The organism is Aestuariispira ectoiniformans, from assembly GCF_025136295.1.
Classification (GTDB): Bacteria; Pseudomonadota; Alphaproteobacteria; order UBA8366; family Aestuariispiraceae; genus Aestuariispira_A; species Aestuariispira_A ectoiniformans.
Window position 1 is genome coordinate 2,913,426 of the sequence record NZ_CP062788.1, and the last position, 16,050, is coordinate 2,929,475.

The window sequence follows — 16,050 nt, forward strand, 5'->3', positions numbered from 1 at the left end:
CACGAGGCACAGGCAGGTCAGTCCATGTCGTCGTTCTGACGCCTTGCACCGCCGGACATTCTTTCGATTTCCCGCTGTACAAGTCGCTCAACCATGTCCGGAAGGTTTTCGTCCAACCAGCCCTGAAGCATCGGCTTCAACAGGCCTTTGACAATTTCTTCCAGCGTCTCCCCTGCATGCCCCATCCGAATGGATTTTTCAAGATGCGCAAAGGAGGCAACTCCGGCCGCCTCGGTCAGATTCGACACTATGCGGTCTTCCCCCGTCTCTGCGGGTACCGGCGGCGTGAATTCTTCAAGTGGCTCCGGCGCGTCGTCCTGCAAGTCATTTTCTTCAACGAATGCAGCGACATCCTGCTCGATGTCCATCTCCGGTTCGGGTTCCGGCTCTGGCTCTTCCATCACAGGTTCAGGCTCAGGTTCCGGTTCCGGCTCTGGTTCAGGCTCCGGCTCTTCTTCCTGAACCTCATCGGTCAGTTCCAGGGCATCCTCTTCCTCAACCTCGTCGGTCAATTCCAGGGAGTCTTCTTCCGGTTGTGCCTCGGTGACGTCCTCGCCTTCCGAAGCATCTTCCTCTTCATCCTCCGAAATAATCTTTCGGATAGATGCGAGGATTTCCTCCATCGAAGGCTCTTGTTCTGCGTCACTCATATCTTACCAGTCCCAAAACTCGGCGCGTGTTACGCCACCCATTCTGCTACCCTAACTAATCCTGCAAGCTATTTGAAGGGCTTACGAGACGATGGTACTCCGATTCGAAAAATGTCACCAATTTTCATTGGCAACATTTTCCGGTCAGTATCGGCGTTATTCGTACTTGGGCAAATCGTCGCCCAGTCCCCACCATTTGTCTTTCACGCGATTATAGTGATCCGTCTCGTCATAGTAATCGATGCCCAGACCGATTTCCTTGGCGGTCAGACCGCCCACTGCGGCGAGCAACCCGAACTGCGCAACCAGTTCATCACGCTGACTGCGGACGAGGCTGACGTTGGCGTTCAGCAATTCCTGCTGTGCATCCAACACATCAAGAACCGTACGAGACCCGACAGATGCTTCCTGCTGCACCCCTTCCAGGGCAATGGTCGTCGCCCGGACTTCTTCCTCGTAGGCGCGGATTTCAGCCAATGCCGTCTGATAATCTTCCCAGGAACTGGTCGCGGATTCAATCGAGGTACGGCGCGCTTCTTCAATTTGCTTGGAGCTTTGCGCCACAGTCTGTTTCGCCTGACGAACCTGGCTGGTTTCAAAGCCTGCCTGATAAACCGGGATGGACACCGAGGCTTCGATGGTCATGTCATCAACGGTTGTGTCATTACCGGATTTGTTCCGGGCGCGGCTGGCACTGCCTGTCAGGTCCACGCTTGGCAGCAGATCGGCAACCTGCGCACGCACCTGATGCAATGCCGATTCACGGTCGTAAACGCTTGCCGCAACATCCGGGTTCCGATCGGTGGCAAGTGTCACCGCCTCATCGCGGCTGGTCGGCAGATTGACGGCAAAATCCGGCTTGGCAAGGTCCTTCGGCTGCTCACCAACAATCTGCTCGTAAACAGCCCGGCTGGTCTCAAGGGCACCCTGTGCTGAGATGCGGTCGGCGCGAGCACGGGACACACGGGATTCAGCCTGAGCCACGTCAGTACGCGTCACTTCTCCAACTTCAAAACGGTCTCTGGTAGCCTCCAACTGCTTGGCGAGACGCGCCTCGTTCTGGATATTCAGTTCAAGAACCGCAGAATCCCGGTAAACGTCAAGATAGGCCGTCGCCGCGCGGAGCAGGATGGTCTGCTCTGTCGAGCGCAGGCGGGAACGCTGTGAGAGGATGTCTGACTCGGCCTTCGCAACGCCTGCCTCGGTCCCGCCACCTGCATAAAGGTTTTGCGTAACCTGCAAGGTTCCTGAATAGGTTGTCCTCGTATCCCAGTCAGCATCAACAGTCGGGGTGTCCGACTTAATCCGCTTCTTGCCAAGATCACCAAGCAGGGTCACCGTCGGGCGCCACCCGGAACGCGCCTGAGGCAATCCTTCGTCGACAGCCCGCAAGGCAGCCCTTTGAGCCTGCAGGGTCGGGTTGTTGGCATAGGCCGCGCTAAGCGCCTCCTCCAATGTCTGAGCATCGGCCTGAAGGGGCAAGCTACTTACCCCCGCAAGCAAAAGCGCTGAAAAAGCTGCCTTCCCAAAGCCTTTCATCGTCAACCCCTTCGGTGATCTTTAATTGCTGTTTATAGACTAATATTTACAACGTTTCGTCTCAATTAAAAGACGAAGCCCTTCTTTTTCTCAAAGCCCGGCAACAACTTAACATTAGCGTCAAACAGCGGCCGGTGCGAGATAATGCCGCGTTGCTTCCAATAAAGCATTGCGCGTCCAATACCTTCCTCATCAATAACAACTGCCGCAAGACGACCGCCTTCCGCCAGTTGATCCAGCAAGGTCTGAGGTAAAGTTTCTACCGCACCATCCACCAGAATAACATTGTAAGGTGCCTGTGAGGCATACCCTTCGGACAGGGCACCCTCCACAACGACAACATTGTCGATCGCCATGTCAGTCAATATCTGGTTGGCCTGGCTGAGCAAGGTCGCGTCATTTTCGAGGGCAAAAACAGATGCCGCCAGTTTGCTGGCAACCGCAGCCGAATAGCCGGAGCCACTGCCGACGACCAGCACTGAATCCTGCTGCTGAACCTGCAAGGTCTGGAACAGGCGGGCAAGCACCATCGGTTCCATCATAAAGCGACTGTTGATGACCGGAATGTCTTCATCAATATAGGCCAAACTGCGATTCTGGGCCGGAACAAACAGTTCGCGGGGCAGCTCACGCATGGCTGACAGAAGGTCTTCATCCGTGACTTTATTGGTCCGCAATTGGCTTTCAACCATATTGCGACGGGCGATGGCAAAATCCATGATCCGTTCTCTCCGTTTCAGGATAAGTATCAGAACACTCTTTCGGAGTTTGCTGATTTATAGGTTCCCCTGTCCTCCAATGCAATCCACAGCATCAGGATTACAATAAAGTTTTTATTTGCAAAAGTCGTCCTTGACCTATCCGTTCACGGTGCGTATATGACCTCCGTCCAAGGGACAAAGCTATCACACTCCGTCGGAAACAAGGCAGTTCGACGATACAGCGTTTGAGGCGCGGTGGCGGAGTGGCTACGCAGAGGACTGCAAATCCTTGTATACCGGTTCGATTCCGGTCCGCGCCTCCACTTCTCTCTCTTAAATCAAAATCTGATTTGTCTATCCTCCTAATGTAGTCGTGCTCGAGATATTATTGGCATGAATGGCGGCGCCTCCTGCCCGGTATGTGTTGGCACCAGAAAATATTTACATGCCGACATGAAATTGATTCCGATTCAGCCTCGAAATGTCAGCCGTCTTACGGTATCAGCCGCGTGTCGTCGTGGAATTTAACCTGTCCCTACCCCACTGAAATCCTTAGTTTTATTCACCCTCACAAAAAAATGTCATTTTTTTTTTAAAACAGGTATTGGCAAACTCAAAGCAGCTTGATATACACCGCCTCGCCGACGGGGAGCACCGCTCCTCAAAAAGCAAAACACGCTGATCCGGCGTAGCTCAGTTGGTAGAGCAAGCGGCTGTTAACCGCTTTGTCGTAGGTTCGAGTCCTACCGCCGGAGCCAATTCAAGAAGAGGCTTTGATTTACTCAAAGCCTCTTTTTCTTTGTCCACTTGCTCCCGTCTTTTTAGAACAGGGTTTACCCCTCCAACTTTCGAACCAAAATCATATGACTTGAATTTCATTCCGTCATATAAATGGGCTAAAGATATTCCGGCACGGGGTACAATAAAAAAACGGCTGGGCAAGAAAGGGAGATATTGGCATGCCATCGTATGAACCGCGTAAAGTCTATTCTATCGAGAAATCGATGAAGAAGCAGGCCGAAGGTTATCCTGAAATTACGACTGGAGAGATGGCATCCCCCGGCGGCATTATTGAAATCATGGAAGCCCTTACTGCGTTGAGAGCAGAAGTGGCGGACATTAAACAAATGACCGGAACAGCGGATCAGCAGGACAAGGGCAACCTGGCCCATCCGGATGAGGATGGCGCAGACTTACACCTGCGCATCGAGCTGGCCCAGATGGTGAAATCCATCGCAAAAGCGAAAACGGAACTTGCCCAAATCCGCCACCCTCACGCAGAGGACGACCGCATCGTCGAGGCCTCCGGCGAACTGGATGCCATTGTGATGGCCACAGAAAGCGCCACAAATGACATTCTCGAGGCAACGGAAAGCATCGAAAAGGAAATCACCCATATCGCTGCCCTCGCCCATGAGGACGAAGACATCCTGACCTGTTCGGACAAGATTGCCTCGCACCTGACACGGATCATGGAGTCCTGCAACTTCCAGGACATTACAGGACAGCGGATCAACAAAGTCGTCACGACCATGCAGTTTATCGAAGAACGCATTCGGGCGATGATTGATATCTGGGGCATTCAGGCGTTTGAAGAACTCCCCCTTCCCCAGGCCCAGGGAGATGATGCGGACCCGGATGCCGCTCTACTTGCAGGCCCACAGCAGGAAGGCGCAGGCATCACCCAGGACGAAATCGACAAACTGTTCGATTAGGTTACAGGCACAAAAGACTATTTTCGGTGCTGCGGATATTTATCCGTCAGCCTTCTGTGTCTTCGTCGTCATCCAGCAGAATACGGTGGGCGGCACCGTCGAGGTCGTCGAACTGCCCCGATCTCAGTGCCCATAGGAACGCAAACAAACCTCCGAGCCCCAGGCATATCGCAAGTGGTATCAGGAGAAGCAGACCGTCCATGGGAAACTCACTAACCGCGCTTGCCCGTCCAATTCAGGCGCAACGCATTACTAATAACAACCAGCGAAGAAGAGGACATCGCAAGCGCCGCCAGTAACGGTGTCACAAATCCCATCATCGCGAGAGGAATCGTTACAATATTATAGGCAAATGCCAATCCGAAATTCTGCTTCACCAACCGCTCGGAGCTGACAGCAATTTTCATCGCGTCGATTACGGGCTGCAATCTACTGCCCTGGAATACGATATCGGCTGCATTCTGACTTATATCCGCTGCTGTTGTCGGAGACATGGAAACAAAGGCGGACGCCAGTGCGGGCGCGTCGTTGATACCATCCCCAACCATCATAACATGCTTGCCATCGCGGGCTAAAGTCTCAAGGGTATTCGCCTTGTCTGCTGGCGAGCATTCTGCCTGCCACGTAGCTATCCCGCAATCGCGAGCCGTATTCTCCACTGTAGCCTTGCGGTCGCCGGACAAAAGAAGCACATCAATATTTTTATCCTGCAACCATTCGATAACCGGTTTTGCATCTGGACGGATTTGGTCATCAAACCGGAAACAGACCGTGCGCCCGCCAGGATAGCTCAGCCATAACTCCGGCCCTGCACTTTGGTCTTCTTCAATCCCGATCCAGCGCCTGGCGCCCAGCTTGTAGGTCCCGTCAGGCATTTTCCATGTCAAACCACAGCCAGCGATCTCCTGGACATCCAGGTCGTGTGCGACCGTATCTCTCCCAATGGCTGCGGATGATAGTGCCTGCGCCAATGGGTGCTTGCTGTGTTGCGCCGCCGCCGCTGCAAGATCCAGGTCGTCGTCGCTATAGTCGCCCGTATGACGCCGCAAGCTCGGTCTGCCGATGGTTAGCGTACCGGTTTTGTCGAATACAATGGTATCAACCTGAGACAGTCGTTCCAATGCGGAGCCCGACTTCAACAAGGTGCCATTGCGCAACAACCTGCCGCTGGCGACCACCTGCACAACCGGTACAGCCAGTCCCAACGCACAGGGGCAGGTTATGATCAACACGGCCACAGCAACCATCAGCGATTCCTGCCAGCCGATACTGCCCCAGATCAGCCACCCTGCAAATGTCAGCGCGGCCAATGTGTGCACGACCGGAGCGTAAGCACGGGCAACCTTGTCCGCAAAGCCGACATAACGTGCCTTGCGTTGTTCGGCGTGCTCCATCAACCGGCAGATTTCCGCAAGCAGGGTCGACTCCCCTACTGCATCAACGCGCAGGGTCAAAGGACCACTCACATTCAGCATGCCTGCGAAAACCTTGTCGCCTGGACCGACAACCTGCGGCACGGTTTCGCCGGAGATGACGCTGGTGTCGATATCCGATTTTCCAGAAATGACCGTACCGTCAATGCCGACCTTTTCACCGACCGCCACCAACACCTTCTGATCTGCCCTCACCGTTGCAGGTGGAACAACAGTGACACTGCCATCTTCATTCTGAACAGTGACGGCCACAGCATTCAGCGAAATAAGCTGCTCGGCAGTTGCCTGGGCCTTGCTACGGGCGCGTGTATCCAGATAGCGGCCAATCAACAGGAAGAACAGAAGTGTTATCGCGGAATCGAAATAGGCATGTTCAGCACCACGCATGGTCTCCGAAAGGCTCATTCCCGTGGCCAGCAAGACAGCCAGGGAAATGGGCACATCCATATTCGTGCGCCCCTGCTTCAAGACTGCCATGGCCGAATTGAAAAATGGACGACCGGCGTAGAGCACCGCAGGAATTGCGATCAATGCCGATACCCAATGAAGGAAGGTTCGCGTATAGGGGCCCATATCGGACACATTTCCCGCCCAGACTGCAACCGAAAGCAGCATAATATTGGCGGCGGCAAAACCAGCAACGGCCATCGCACGAAGCAATGACTTTTCCCGGCTGTCCCTGCCCTTTTCAAGCTGTTCGGCATTATAGGGAACGGCGCGATAGCCCAGCCCAGCAAGCTTGGAAACAAACAGCGTCGCCGGGACCTTATCCTGCTCCCAACGGACAACAAGCCGGCTGGTTGAAAGGTTTACACGCGCGTCCACGACGCCATCTATTTCACCCAGCGCCTTTTCTATTGTCTGGATACAGCCGCCACAGTGGATACCATCGACCAGAAACCGGATGACGTGGAGCCCATCCGAGTCCTGCTCAATATAGGATGCGATGTCGCCAACGAATTCACCGGCCTTTGCAAGGCTGCTCTTGCCTTCTACATCCGTTACAACTGGGCAACACAAACCACCGGCGAAATCAACCATCGACAATCGTCCCTGAGATCACGGCTTGACCATGATACGCTCTATAGCCTGGTAAGACCCGTCCTTATGGTGCACAACCTGGCGGATATCCCACTGCCCCTTCATGGGAAAGGTTACCACGCCTTCATAGGTTCCCGGTGCGGTTTCGCTCAACGCAATGGTCTGGTCGAAACCGGTTGTTGTAGGGCGCAATATTTCCGCTTTGAAATCCGCGCCGACGATGGGAACGTCGCCTGGCTTGACGAGATGCACGACAATACGACCGCTCAGACCGTGAACATCCCGAAGCGCCACGGTCGAGGACCAGCCACGCTCGGCCTGCTCCGAAGCCCCTTTCAGGGCTTCATTATAATGCACCCCTTTAATGTAGTAGTTCTTCGTTTCCAGGCCAGTCCAACTGGACAGGGCGATATAGATCATAATGCTGTTCGCCAGCAGCACTACGCCAAAGAAAGCAAAGAAAAACAGAGGGATTTTACTGCGTTTTGGAGTTTCAGCGACAGCTTCAGTCATCATAACGCTCACTTCTTCGGCCCAATAAACACACTGTCTTTGACAACACTCTCGTGAGAGCCGTCCTTGTCCACCTCGGACAGGACAAGCTGCATATCCGTACTTTGACCGGACAAGGCCGCTTTCGGTGCCGTCACATAGAGCTTATAAGTCTTCACACTATCCGGTTCCGCCTTCAACTGCAGGCGTGCGCCGACATCGTCATGGCCCGTTACCTTCATCTGAGCCTGGTCGAGTCCCTTGATTTCCAGAACGTAACTCTGTTCCTGTTGGGTCTTGTTCAGGATTTTGAGCGTATAGCCATTGCGAATGGAACCGTCCTTCAACTGAATGAACAAGGGGTTACGATCACGCAACACACTCACATCAAGAAAAGAGCGTGTTGTCAGGCTATACCCCATGACACTGAAACCAATGATCATGAGGATTGCGTAGAAAATCGTCCTCGGTCGGACGAAGCGGATACGCGTTTTTTTCTGTTCGGAACGGGCGTGCTGACGGTTGGTCGAGTCATAGGCAATCAGATTACGGGGCAGATCCAATTTATCCATAACGTTGTTGCAGGCGTCGATGCACAAACCGCAACCGATGCATTCCAACTGGTTGCCGTCGCGAATATCAATACCCGTCGGGCAGACAACCACACAGTTGTTACAGTCGATGCAATGCCCGCGGTTTTCATAATTACCATCCCGTGCCGGTTTGGAACGAGGTTCCCCGCGCCAAGCTTCATAGGTGACGATCATCGAGTCTTCGTCGAGCATGGCACTTTGAATACGCGGCCAGGGGCACATGTAGGTACAAACCTGTTCACGTGCAAAACCTGCCAGCAGATAGGTGGTGGCGGTGAACAAACCGGTAAAGAACAATACGTTCCCGCTCACTTCAAGGTTCATGACTTCTTTCACCAACGTCGGTGCATCAGCGAAATACATGATCCACGCCCCGCCGGTCAGCAAGGCAATCAACAACCAAATAAAGTGCTTAACAACGCGCTTGCGGATCTTGTCAAAACTCCAGGGAGCCTTGTCCAGACGAATACGGGCAGCACGATCGCCTTCAACGAACCGTTCGACCCAGACATAGAAATCGGTCCAAACGGTTTGCGGACATGCAAACCCGCACCAAACGCGTCCAAATAATGACGTTGCCAGGAATAGTCCCAGTGCACCGCAAATCAGGATGGCGGCAAGATAATATACCTCCTGCGGCCATATCTCGATGCTGAGGAAATAGGCCCGACGGGCCGGCATATCAATCAGGAAGGCCTGATCGGGTACGCCGGGCCCACGGTCCCATCGTAACCAGGGCGCAATATAGTAGATCGCCAGCAAAACGATCAACGCGACCCATTTCAGTTTGCGGTAGAGGCCCCAGACGCGTTTGGGATGGACTTTCTCACGCTTGGCATAGAGAGGTGCCAGCTCGGGAGCGTTTCCGCCTCCTCCTGCTGTTTCCTCTTTTCCTGCCATAGCATTCGTCATCACTTTACCCTCTTGCGCCTGACCAGATGTCTTCACAATACCCATCCTTCGGGGCTCCTATCCGCGAACAGTTACTTACTCGCCGCCGCCCAGGGAATGGACGTAAACGGTGAGCATTTTGATGGTGGCTTCATCAAGACGGCCACTCCAGGCAGGCATTTGGCCGTGACGCGCTTTGGTCAACTGCTTCATGATTTCCTGCTTGTTGCCGCCATAGAGCCATACTTGGTCGTTCAGGGACGGCGCCCCGAATTCACGACCGCCAACGCCGCCTTCGCCGTGGCACGCCACGCATTGTTCCTCGAAGACGACAGCACCTTGTTCGGCAAGCTTGCTGTCATGATCGATCCCGGACAACGACAGAACATATTCTGCCACGGCCGAAATCTGGTCACTATCAAGCATGCCATCCGAGCCGAAGTTCGGCATTTCAGAAAAACGCGTATCCTCGTCTTTTTCCCAACGGATGCCATGGCTGATCGTGGTGTGGATAGCATCAAGGCTACCACCCCACAGCCAGTCATCGTCCGCAAGGTTCGGATAACCCGGACCACCCGTTGCCCCCGTGCCATGACAAGCCGCACAGTTGTCCAGGAATGCGACACGACCACCAGCCAGACTGAAGTTCAACAGTTCGTCATTGTGACGAATACTCTGCAGATCTTCATTCAGGATTCGCTGGTACATCGCACCACGCGCTTCATTGGCCACTTCCATCTCTTTCGCAATGTCGACACGTTGCGAATAGCCCAACAACCCCTTGAAATAGGTCTTGCCGAGCGGAATAGACGGATAGAGAACCACATAACCGATGGAAAACACGATCGTTGCATAAAACACCCACAGCCACCAACGGGGCAGCGGATTATCCAACTCGCGAATACCATCCCACTCATGACCGGTGGTTTCGACACCGGCAATCGGATCAACGTTTTTATCTTTACTCATGATTACGCTCCCGGCTTGGCGCGCGTCTCATCATCCATCAGCGGGATGTTCGCCGCGTGGTCCATTTCCTGTTTACGGCGTTTTGACGGCCACAGGGCCCAGATCACAACGCCGGCAAACAAGGCAAACAGCCATATGTTCCAGAGATTATTGGCTAGAGAGACGATATTATCCATCACACCCTCCTACTGCCGCAGATCTTCTGGTTGGTACTGAGTAAAGTCGACCAAGGTGCCAAGCATCTGCAAATAAGCAACCAATGCATCCATCTCGGTCAGCTTGGTCGGATCACCGTCGAAATCACCGACAACCACTTTCGGGTAGCGTGCCTGCAAACCGTCCCAATCGGCTTCCGGGTCCGCCTGGGCCTTCAGGTCAGCCAGGGCGTTTTCGACCATTTCGTCCGAATAAGGCACACCGACAATCCGCAAAGTCTTCAGGTGTTCTGCGATATCATCAGCATCCAGTTCACGCTCCTTCAGGAACGGATAGCCCGGCATAATCGATTCCGGCACAACAGCGCGCGGATCGGTCAAGTGAGCGACATGCCAGTTGTTGGAGTATTTCCCCCCGACACGCGCCAGGTCCGGACCGGTACGTTTGGACCCCCACTGGAACGGATGGTCGTACATGCTTTCCGCAGCAAGGCTGTAATGGCCATAGCGTTCAACCTCGTCCCGGAACGGACGGATCTGCTGGCTGTGGCAGTTATAGCAGCCTTCACGGATATAGATGTTACGACCGACAAGCTCCAGGGGAGAATACGGACGCACACCGTCTACTTTTTCAATCGTGCTCTCGATCGTGAAGAGAGGAACGATTTCGACGATGCCGCCGATGGTTACCGTAATCAATGCGAGTACGGTCATCAGGGCAATATTGGTTTCAACCAACTTATGCTTAATGAACATTGCTAGCGCCCCCCTTACTCAGCCGCTACCGGCTTGGCGTTGCTGTCGTAAGCACGTTCTTTGCGCAGATCGCCGCGAATAGTGCGGAACACGTTGTACGCCATGATCAAACCACCACAGGCAAACATGAAGCCACCACTTGCGCGAACGACGTTCGCCCAGAACTTCTTGTCGACGATTTCAACGAAGCTGTACTGCAGGAAGCCGAGATCGTCGTAGGTCCGCCACATCAGGCCTTCCATGATGCCCGACACCCACATGGAGGTGATGTAGAGCAGGATGCCGACAGTTGCGACCCAGTAGTGCAGCTCAACAAGGCGAACACTGTACAGGCGCTGGCGCTTCCACAGGACTGGCGTGAGATAATACACCGCACCGAAGCTGATCATTGCAACCCAGCCAAGAGCGCCGGAGTGAACGTGACCAATAGTCCAGTCGGTGTAGTGGCTCAGGGCGTTAACAGCCCGGATACTCATCAGCGGACCTTCGAAGGTGCTCATGCCGTAGAAGGCAATCGCGGTCACCATCAAACGAAGGACCGGGTCGGTACGCAGCTTGTCCCATGCCCCGGAGAGGGTCATCAGGCCATTGATCATGCCACCCCAGGACGGCATCCACAGCATTACCGAGAAGACCATGCCGAGGGTTTGGGCCCATTCCGGCAGAGCGGTGTAATGCAGATGGTGAGGACCGGCCCAGATATACAGGAAAATCAAAGCCCAGAAGTGAATGATCGACAAACGATAGGAATAAACCGGACGCTCGGCCTGTTTGGGAACGATGTAATACATCATGCCCAGGAAGCCTGCCGTCAGGAAGAAGCCAACCGCGTTATGACCGTACCACCACTGGGTCAGGGCATCCTGAACACCGGAGAAGTAGGTATAGCTCTTCGCACCGAAGAAGCTTACCGGCACAGTCATGTTGTTGACGACGTGCAGCATCGCGACCGTTACGATGAAGGACAGGAAGAACCAGTTGGCCACATAGATATGCGGCTCCTTACGCCGCATGATCGTACCAAGATAAACCGTCAGATAGACAACCCATACGATTGTCAGCCAAAGGTCCACGTACCATTCAGGTTCCGCGTATTCCTTACCCTGGGTAATGCCGGTCACATAACCGACCGCAGCCATCACGATGAAAAGCTGATAGCCCCAGAACAGGAAACGGGCGACTTCCGGGCCACCCCACAGACGGGCGCGGCACGTGCGTTGTACAACATGAAGTGAAGTCGCAAGCAGCGCATTGCCGCCAAAAGCAAAGATCGCCGCACTGGTGTGCAGCGGACGCAGTCGGCCGAAGCTCAGCCACTCTACGTCAAAGTTTAAGGCCGGAAAGGCCAATTGAAATGCAATAAAATCACCGGCCGCGAACGCAACAACTCCCCAAAAGACAGTTGCGATCGTGAACATACGGATGACGCCTTCATCATAGGCGACAGCCTGTCCGGCCGGAGCAGAGCTGGTATTTACCACTGCTGCCTGGCTCATATGTCGATCCTCCAGGTTACCCAAATGCGCTGCCGTGAATTCCCCTTACAGCAGCGCTAATTTCCGACGGTTATTAAGTAATTCGCTTCCGGCGACAGTTCATTGATACAAGTCAATGGCCTATCCCCCCATGCGACATATGTTACCACCTAAGGTAAAATAGACGAAGCATCGACTGATGCTTGACGTCCAGACTTAGGTTTTCTGCCGGATCGTAAGGGGTGCGTCGCGGATGGTTTATTGTGACTGTGACAAAATGTCCTTGCTCCGGTGTATGGTGATCGAACTTGACTATAAGGGTCCAGATCATGCAGAGCGTTGAATCGAACACACAGACATTATCGGCAAAGGAGTTTTCCATGGCAGGTTGGATCATTGGCATTTTTATGACGGTCGTGGCCGTCCTGGGGCTGTTCCTCGCCAGCGGCGCACATGACGCCACTTTCTCATGGGTTGGCATTCTCCTGTTTGTCACAGGCGTCGCATTCGTTTATCGCCAGATTGTGAAAAACACCTGATTTAACACATAAGAAAAGCCGCCGAACCTATTGGTCCAGCGGCTTTTTCTTTTACCAAAAATACTCACTCACCAGTTGGGAGTTCGTCACCCTGTTTAGGTTTGAGGACGATCACCGGATCCATTTCCCGAAGCTCTTCCAGCGGAATATGGCAAGCAATCTTGTGACCACCACCGGCATCATGTTCCGGCGGCCGTTGTTCATCGCAAATCGTACCCACTTTTCGCGGACAACGGCTTGCAAAGGGACATCCTAGCGGCGGATTCAAGACACTGGGCAGATTCCCTTCCAGGACGATTTCCTTCTTCTGCACGCTGGTATCGGCAATCGGCACCGCCGATAACAAGGCTTCTGTATAGGGATGGTAGGGAGGCGCATAGACGTCATCAACCGCCCCCTGCTCCATAATCTGCCCCAGATACATCACCACCACACGGTCTGACAGATAGCGGACAACCGACAGGTCGTGGCTGATGAAAAGCAACGTCGTGCCATAGTCCCTCTGGATATCCATCAACAGGCCCGTCACGGCCGCCTGAACGGATACGTCCAGAGCAGAAACAGGTTCATCCGCAATGACCATGGACGGGTTGCCTGCGAAGGCACGGGCGATACCAATGCGCTGCTTCTGACCGCCGGAAAGTTGCCTTGGGCGGCGATAGGCGAAATCCCGCGGTAGTTTCACCAGGTCAAGCAGTTCGTTCACCCGTTGCTTCACGTCACTACTGGACTTTGCGACACCGAATTTCCTGAGAACCCGACCGATCTGGCCGCCAACGGTGTGGCTGGGGTTCAGGGTATCATTCGGATTCTGGAAAACCATCTGCAAACTGCCGATCTGCTCCGGAGAACGCTTGTTCACTGGTAACTTCGATATTTCAGCGTTGTTGTAGATGATTTGACCGTCCGTGGCCCCTTCCAGGCCCATCAGGACCTTAGCGAAAGTCGATTTGCCGCAGCCCGATTCCCCCACAATCGCGACGGTTTCACGCTTACGTGCATCGAAGGTCAGGGTTTCGTTGGCCTTGACCCATATAGAGCCCCTGCCCGTCAACTTGGCCCACAGCCCACCAGCCTTGACCTCATAATATTTCTGAAGGTTTTGGACCGACAGGACCTTATCTCCCGATTCGACAGCCTCCTGCTGATCGTAATGCGGGTTGTAGTTTGCCCAGTCAATTTCCCGCCAGCGCACGCAACGCACGGCATGACCGCTGGAACCATCCACGGCCTCCCAGGGAAGACCATCCGGGTTATTACAACGCCCCTCGGCGAAATGATCGCATCGCGGCCCAAAGTAACAGCCCGGTGGACGCTGATGCGGCAGGGGAAGCTGGCCTCGAATCGGGATCAGAGGAGCAGCGTTCTTATCCGCCGTCGGCAGGGGAATCGAATTGAACAGGCCACGCGTATAGGGGTGCCGCATTTCATCGAACACCTCCTTGACCGTACCAAATTCAACAGCCTGACCGGAGTACATTACGCAGACCCGGTCGCAAGTCTCCAGGATCAGCCCCATATTGTGGGAGATGTAGATCATGGAGGTGCCGAATTCCTCACTGATCTCACGGATCAGCTTGATGATTCCGGCCTCAACCGTCACATCCAGCGCCGTTGTCGGCTCATCCAATAACAGAAGAGACGGTTTGGACAGCAATGCCATGGCAATCACGACACGCTGCTGCTGACCGCCGGAAATCTGATGCGGGAAGGCCCCCATAAGACGGGCCGGGTCCGGCAGATGCACCTTTGCCAGCATATCTACCGCCCGTTGATAGGCTTCCGCCTCCGTACAATCCGCTTCGTGATAAAGCGGCACTTCCGTCAACTGTTTGCCAATGGTCATGGACGGGTTCAGGGCCGACATGGGCTCCTGATAGATCATGGCAATATCGGAACCGCGCAACTGACGCAATTCCTCCCCGCTCATGGAGTTCATGTCGCGGCCCTTGAACTTGATGCTGCCGCCGACAATACCGCCATTCTTGCCGAGATACTGCATGAGGGCCATGGCCACGGTAGACTTACCGCAGCCTGATTCTCCCACAATCCCCACACTTTCACCCGGCTGCAGGACAAGATTGAAATCCTTGACCGCCGGAATTTCCCCGGCCCGGGTGAAATAGGAGATGTCCAGCCCCTCCACTTCCAGGATCGGGCCGTTATAACTGGCTTCTTGCGTTACCATATCGCCCTCCCTAATCGCGCAGTGAGACTTCACGCAGGCCATCGGCCAGCAGATTAAAGCCCAGGACCAGTGATGATACCGACAAGGCCGGGAACAGGATCATGTAAGCAAATCCACCAGCCGCAAGCGAGCGTGATTCGTTGATCATCCCCCCCCAGTCCGGATCGGGTGGCGGCAGTCCGAGACCAAGAAAACCAAGGGCCCCGATCATGATCGTCGTATAGCCCATCCGCAAACAGGCATCGACAATCAACGGCCCCCGCGCATTCGGCAGAATCTCGATAAACATGATCCAAAGGCCGTTCTCACCGCGTGTCTGGGCCGCAGCCACATAATCACGGGTCCGAAGGTCCAGTGTCAGACCACGGACAATACGCATGATCCCGGGCGAACTGGCAAAGACGACGGCAAAGACGATGTTCGTGCCGGACGCCCCGATCAACGTAATGATCAGGACATAGAGAACCATCACCGGGAAGGACAGAATGACATTGGCCAGGAAAGAAAGGGCCTCATCCACCCAACCGCGGTAATAGCCCGAGCAAAGCCCCATAATGATGCCGACGACATAGGCGCTGGCCGTGGCGAGTGATGAGTAAAACAACACTCGTTGCCCGCCCCAGATGATGCGGGAGAGAATATCTCGCCCTCTCTGGTCTGCTCCAAACCAGAAAACATGCCCGTCCGGCCCGACCTCTCCCGGTCGTGCGAATGGCAACATTTGCAAGTTCGGGTCTACAGGCGCCAACAATGGCGCACAAACAGCCATCACGACATAGAACAAGACGATAAATGCGCCCAGCATCCCCACAGGGCTTTCGCGGAGATGGCTGACAGCCCGCAAAAACTGGATAATGGCCGGGGTTGGCTTCGTTACACCGTTTGCTGTTGTATCAGTCATTGTGCACCTCCC

The 16,050-nt window shown here is 54.3% G+C and carries 15 protein-coding genes and 2 tRNA genes; 4 read left to right on the plus strand and 13 right to left on the minus strand.

The window, feature by feature from the left end:
* Window positions 1-17 precede the first annotated feature (17 nt).
* The 3 genes from IF205_RS13650 to IF205_RS13660 all read right to left on the minus strand — a co-directional run bounded on the left by IF205_RS13650 (window position 18) and on the right by IF205_RS13660 (window position 2,908).
* Window positions 18-650 carry a DUF2497 domain-containing protein gene (locus IF205_RS13650; RefSeq protein WP_259779914.1) on the minus strand — a complete coding sequence of 211 codons (633 nt, stop codon included), beginning with the start codon at window positions 648-650 and terminating at the stop codon, window positions 18-20.
* 156 nt (window positions 651-806) lie between these two features.
* Entirely contained in the window at window positions 807-2,189 is a 1,383-nt protein-coding gene (locus IF205_RS13655) for a TolC family outer membrane protein (RefSeq protein WP_259779915.1), read from the minus strand.
* A 65-nt stretch (window positions 2,190-2,254) separates the two neighbouring features.
* Window positions 2,255-2,908, minus strand: coding sequence for a protein-L-isoaspartate O-methyltransferase family protein (locus IF205_RS13660; RefSeq protein WP_259779916.1), 654 nt, complete (start codon window positions 2,906-2,908; stop codon window positions 2,255-2,257).
* Between the two features lie 231 nt (window positions 2,909-3,139).
* On the opposite strand from IF205_RS13660, the gene IF205_RS13665 reads away from it, so the two are divergent.
* The 3 genes from IF205_RS13665 (at window position 3,140) to IF205_RS13675 (ending at window position 4,605) form a co-directional block, all read left to right on the plus strand.
* Window positions 3,140-3,213 (plus strand) — tRNA-Cys (locus IF205_RS13665).
* A gap of 359 nt (window positions 3,214-3,572) precedes the next feature.
* Window positions 3,573-3,648: transfer RNA gene (locus IF205_RS13670), tRNA-Asn, on the plus strand.
* A gap of 201 nt (window positions 3,649-3,849) precedes the next feature.
* On the plus strand, window positions 3,850-4,605 hold the full coding sequence (locus tag IF205_RS13675; protein WP_259779917.1) for a protein phosphatase CheZ: 756 nt from the start codon (window positions 3,850-3,852) through the stop codon (window positions 4,603-4,605).
* A gap of 46 nt (window positions 4,606-4,651) precedes the next feature.
* Here the strand turns inward: IF205_RS13675 and ccoS are convergent, their stop codons facing one another.
* The 8 genes from ccoS to ccoN form a co-directional block, all read right to left on the minus strand.
* Window positions 4,652-4,807: a cbb3-type cytochrome oxidase assembly protein CcoS gene (gene ccoS, locus IF205_RS13680; RefSeq protein ID WP_259779918.1), complete on the minus strand. Its 156-nt coding sequence runs from the start codon at window positions 4,805-4,807 to the stop codon at window positions 4,652-4,654.
* Window positions 4,808-4,817: 10 nt separating this feature from the next.
* Window positions 4,818-7,079 carry a heavy metal translocating P-type ATPase gene (locus tag IF205_RS13685; protein WP_259779919.1) on the minus strand — a complete coding sequence of 754 codons (2,262 nt, stop codon included), beginning with the start codon at window positions 7,077-7,079 and terminating at the stop codon, window positions 4,818-4,820.
* Window positions 7,080-7,097: 18 nt separating this feature from the next.
* The gene (locus IF205_RS13690) at window positions 7,098-7,595 is read right to left on the minus strand and encodes a FixH family protein (protein ID WP_259779920.1); all 498 of its coding nucleotides are present in this window, start codon (window positions 7,593-7,595) and stop codon (window positions 7,098-7,100) included.
* Window positions 7,596-7,600: 5 nt separating this feature from the next.
* Window positions 7,601-9,076, minus strand: coding sequence for a cytochrome c oxidase accessory protein CcoG (ccoG, locus tag IF205_RS13695; RefSeq protein ID WP_259779921.1), 1,476 nt, complete (start codon window positions 9,074-9,076; stop codon window positions 7,601-7,603).
* 75 nt (window positions 9,077-9,151) lie between these two features.
* Complete coding sequence (ccoP, locus tag IF205_RS13700; RefSeq protein ID WP_259779922.1) at window positions 9,152-10,024, minus strand: cytochrome-c oxidase, cbb3-type subunit III; 873 nt, start codon at window positions 10,022-10,024, stop codon at window positions 9,152-9,154.
* A gap of 2 nt (window positions 10,025-10,026) precedes the next feature.
* Window positions 10,027-10,200, minus strand: coding sequence for a cbb3-type cytochrome c oxidase subunit 3 (locus IF205_RS13705; protein WP_259779923.1), 174 nt, complete (start codon window positions 10,198-10,200; stop codon window positions 10,027-10,029).
* A 9-nt stretch (window positions 10,201-10,209) separates the two neighbouring features.
* Window positions 10,210-10,935 (minus strand): cytochrome-c oxidase, cbb3-type subunit II, encoded by a 726-nt coding sequence (gene ccoO / locus IF205_RS13710; protein ID WP_259779924.1) that lies wholly within the window; start codon window positions 10,933-10,935, stop codon window positions 10,210-10,212.
* Window positions 10,936-10,949: 14 nt separating this feature from the next.
* The gene (gene ccoN, locus IF205_RS13715) at window positions 10,950-12,431 is read right to left on the minus strand and encodes a cytochrome-c oxidase, cbb3-type subunit I (protein ID WP_259779925.1); all 1,482 of its coding nucleotides are present in this window, start codon (window positions 12,429-12,431) and stop codon (window positions 10,950-10,952) included.
* A gap of 359 nt (window positions 12,432-12,790) precedes the next feature.
* Between ccoN and IF205_RS13720 the strand changes: the two genes are divergently transcribed.
* Window positions 12,791-12,949: a hypothetical protein gene (locus IF205_RS13720; protein WP_259779926.1), complete on the plus strand. Its 159-nt coding sequence runs from the start codon at window positions 12,791-12,793 to the stop codon at window positions 12,947-12,949.
* A gap of 64 nt (window positions 12,950-13,013) precedes the next feature.
* On the opposite strand, the gene IF205_RS13725 is transcribed toward IF205_RS13720, so the two are convergent.
* A complete protein-coding gene (locus IF205_RS13725; protein ID WP_259779927.1) occupies window positions 13,014-15,137 on the minus strand; it encodes a dipeptide ABC transporter ATP-binding protein in 2,124 nt (707 codons plus the stop codon).
* A gap of 10 nt (window positions 15,138-15,147) precedes the next feature.
* Window positions 15,148-16,038, minus strand: coding sequence for an ABC transporter permease (locus IF205_RS13730; protein ID WP_259779928.1), 891 nt, complete (start codon window positions 16,036-16,038; stop codon window positions 15,148-15,150).
* Window positions 16,039-16,050 lie beyond the last annotated feature (12 nt).